4 protein-coding genes are annotated in these 3,141 nt (G+C 45.5%); all 4 read right to left on the minus strand.

Annotated elements, in window-relative coordinates:
• Positions 1 to 105: 105 nt before the first annotated feature.
• From HZC12_10210 to HZC12_10225, 4 genes are read right to left on the minus strand one after another with little or no spacing between them, the layout of a single operon-like run.
• The gene (locus HZC12_10210) at positions 106 to 1,035 is read right to left on the minus strand and encodes a pyruvate ferredoxin oxidoreductase (GenBank protein ID MBI5027078.1); all 930 of its coding nucleotides are present in this window, start codon (positions 1,033 to 1,035) and stop codon (positions 106 to 108) included.
• A gap of 46 nt (positions 1,036 to 1,081) precedes the next feature.
• The gene (porA, locus tag HZC12_10215) at positions 1,082 to 2,260 is read right to left on the minus strand and encodes a pyruvate ferredoxin oxidoreductase (protein ID MBI5027079.1); all 1,179 of its coding nucleotides are present in this window, start codon (positions 2,258 to 2,260) and stop codon (positions 1,082 to 1,084) included.
• Positions 2,261 to 2,554 carry a 4Fe-4S binding protein gene (locus HZC12_10220; protein ID MBI5027080.1) on the minus strand — a complete coding sequence of 98 codons (294 nt, stop codon included), beginning with the start codon at positions 2,552 to 2,554 and terminating at the stop codon, positions 2,261 to 2,263.
• Complete coding sequence (locus HZC12_10225; GenBank protein ID MBI5027081.1) at positions 2,551 to 3,126, minus strand: 2-oxoacid:acceptor oxidoreductase family protein; 576 nt, start codon at positions 3,124 to 3,126, stop codon at positions 2,551 to 2,553. Before HZC12_10225 ends, HZC12_10220 begins: the two co-directional genes overlap by 4 nt.
• Between the last annotated feature and the right edge of the window lie 15 nt (positions 3,127 to 3,141).

Below are 3,141 nucleotides of genomic sequence, written 5' to 3' on the forward strand. Positions count from 1 at the left end.
AGGGAGAGGGAATTTTAAGGAATTTCTATCTCTGGATTTGGGTAGAACCTAAGAATAGAGATAGAACTGAGAAATGGCGTAAAACTAACACTGCCTTCCCTATCTCTATTTTTCAATAGAAGAGGCTCTGAGGAGTTCATCCCACTCTTTGTCTATATCTTCCTGTAATTTCTTTAATATCCATTCATTTTCAGGGCTGAAGAGATGCTTGAACCTGCCCTGAGGTTTTAAAAAATCAACAATAGGCTTCTTATTCCTTGGAGTATATGTAACCTTAGTAATACCATTTTCAACTTCATAAAGTGGCCAGTAGCATGTATCAACCGCAAGCCTGCTGAGTTCAATGGCATCGTCTGTCCTTGACCTCCAGCCCCTGTTGCACGGAGAGATTACATTCATAAACTTGGGACCTTTTATTTCAAAAGCCTTCTTTACCTTTCTGATAAGGTCCTGCCAGTGGGCGGGTGATGCCTGGGCCACGTAAGGGATATCATGTGCAGCCATTATTTTGGTTAGATTCTTCCTCTGCTGCATTTTCCCCGGCACAACACTCCCCGCAGGGCTTGTAGTGGTATCTGCACCAAAAGGGGTTGCACTTGAACGCTGAATGCCTGTATTCATATATGCGCCATTGTCATAGCATATGTAAAGCATATCGTGGCCACGTTCCATCGCTCCTGAGAGGCTCTGAAGGCCAATGTCATAGGTACCACCATCGCCACCGAATGCTACGAATTTTATTTCTCTGTCAATCTTCCCTTGTTTTTTTAATGCGCTGTACATTGTCTCAACGCCTGCTATGGTTGCAGCAGCATTCTCAAAGGCGCTGTGAATCCAGGGTATTTTCCATGCAGTGTAAAGCGATATACAAGATGAGACCTCAAGGCAGCCTGTAGCATTGGATGCAATAACAGGGTAATCAGAGGCCATTAGCACCTGCTTAATAATAATGGGTGTCCCGCAACCAGAGCACATCCTGTGGCCATGGGTAAAGAGGTCCTCCTTCTTTGAGAGTTCTTTTAATTTCAATGGTATTGTCATCTCACTTCCTCAATCCAGATTTGTTATTCGTTATTGGTTATTATTCTCTTACCCCGATATATTCCTTAATGGTCTTAAACTTACCAGTTTCTACAATTTCCATAAGCTCATTGAGAACCATCTCTGCATGCCCTGGCAAAAAGTCCCTTCCCCCAAGGCCGTATATCTTATTTATCAATAAAGGCCTTTCTTTAATGTGTAGCAGTGCCGAGCTTATCTCCATAAACAGAGGCCCGTATCCGCCAAAAGAATCAGCCCTGTCCATAACGCTAATTGCCCTCACCTTCTTAAGTGTATCGGCAACTTCCTCGTACGGAAATGGCCTGAACAGCCTCGGTTTAAGCAGACCTGCCTTTATGCCTCTTCCCCTGAATTCATCAATAACATCCTTTGCAGTGCCTGCTGCTGAGCTGAGGATTACAAGTGCAATATCTGCATCGTCGAGTCTATACGCCTCAAAAAGTCCGTACTCCCTTTTGCTCAGTTTCTTAAATTCTGATGCAACATCGAGGACCACATCTTTCACCTTTGTCATTACTTCGTGTTGAGCCCTCTTGTATTCCATATAAAGGTCAGGCAGGATAAGAGGGCCATAGCTTTTGGGGTTATCGATATCAAGAAGGGGGTATAATTGTTTATATTCGCCGACAAAGTTCTTTACCTCAGTATCTTCGAGGTACTCTACTCTCTCTATTGAGTGACTTATGATAAATCCATCAAAGCAGACCATAACAGGGAGCCTTATATCCATGTGCTCTGCAATACGAAAGGCCTGTATGGTGTTGTCATATGCTTCCTGGGCATTCTCTGAATATAATTGAATCCATCCGGAGTCTCTCGCTCCCATGCTGTCTGAATGGTCACCGTGGATATTAAGAGGCGCTGAAAGCGCCCTGTTCACTAAAGGCATGACAACGGGCAGTCTCATTCCAGCGGCAATAAAAAGCATCTCCCACATAAGGGCAAGTCCCTGCGATGATGTAGCTGTTACCACCCTTCCGCCTGCTGCCGAGGCGCCTATGCATGCGCTCATAGCACTGTGTTCGCTTTCAACGAGTATAACTTCGGTGTCTACTTTTCCATCAGATACAAAACCTGAGAACCTCTGCATCAGGTCTGTCTGCGGCGTAATGGGGTATGCAGCGCACACATCGGGATTTATCTGTCTGAGCGCTTCTGCCGATGCCTCGTTTCCAGTTACAGCAACAACCCTCGCCATTTACTTGCCCTCCTCTACCATTACTATGGCCTTCTGTCCTTTCTTTCCAGGGCATTCAAGGGCACAAATACCACAACCCTTACAATAATCATAATTAAATTCTGCCCTTTTACCATCTTTCACATTTATTGCCATGTCAGGGCAGTAAAGCCAGCAGAAAAGGCACTGTATACAGTTTTCCTCTTTCCATTCCGGTCTGAATGCCCGCCATGAGCCTGTCTTGAATTCTACAGCATTCCCTGGCTCCAGGATAACAGCGCCTGGTGTAAGCTCTTTCCATCCCTTTTGTTTCACCCTTCTCTTACCTCCTCATATCCACGCCTTGTAGCCTCAAGATTGCCATCAATTATCTTCTGGGAGAACTTCTTTCCGAAACTCTTACGAACATCTTCTAAAAGGGCGTCAAGGCTTACAAGATTGGTTACTTTACAAAGCGCACCGAGCATGGATGAATTTGGAAGTGCCCTGCCAAAACATTCCAGGGCTATTTTTGTTGCATCTACAGTAAAAACCCGCTGTTTCTGTCCTGCACCAAGTTTTGCCCTTATCTCTTTGGGGTCTTTTGATGTATTTATAATAAACACGGCATCTTCGGTTGCACCTTCAGCTACATCGATACCGTCAAGGAGTGTCGCATCCACAACAGCAATAATTTGAGGCTTCAACACAGGGCAGTGCATCCTGATTTCCTTTGAGCTTATCCTGTTATAAGCCCTCAGTGGAGCCCCTGCCCTTTCAGGCCCATACTCAGGGAATGCCTGGACATATCTCCCACCGCTCAAGCACGCATCAGCTAAGACCTTTGCAGCCGTGACTGTTCCCTGGCCCCCGCGACCATGCCAGCGAATCTCTACCAGTTCACTCATATTGGATTTCCTCCA

The organism is Nitrospirota bacterium, from assembly GCA_016214385.1.
Taxonomy (GTDB): domain Bacteria; phylum Nitrospirota; class Thermodesulfovibrionia; order UBA6902; family JACROP01; genus JACROP01.

Excerpts from the sequence above, each read along its gene's own strand:
- porA (MBI5027079.1), bottom strand. The coding sequence starts at position 2,260 with ATGGCGAGGGTTGTTGCTGTAACTGGAAACGAGGCATCGGCAGAAGCG.
- HZC12_10225 (MBI5027081.1), bottom strand. The coding sequence starts at position 3,126 with ATGAGTGAACTGGTAGAGATTCGCTGGCATGGTCGCGGGGGCCAGGGA.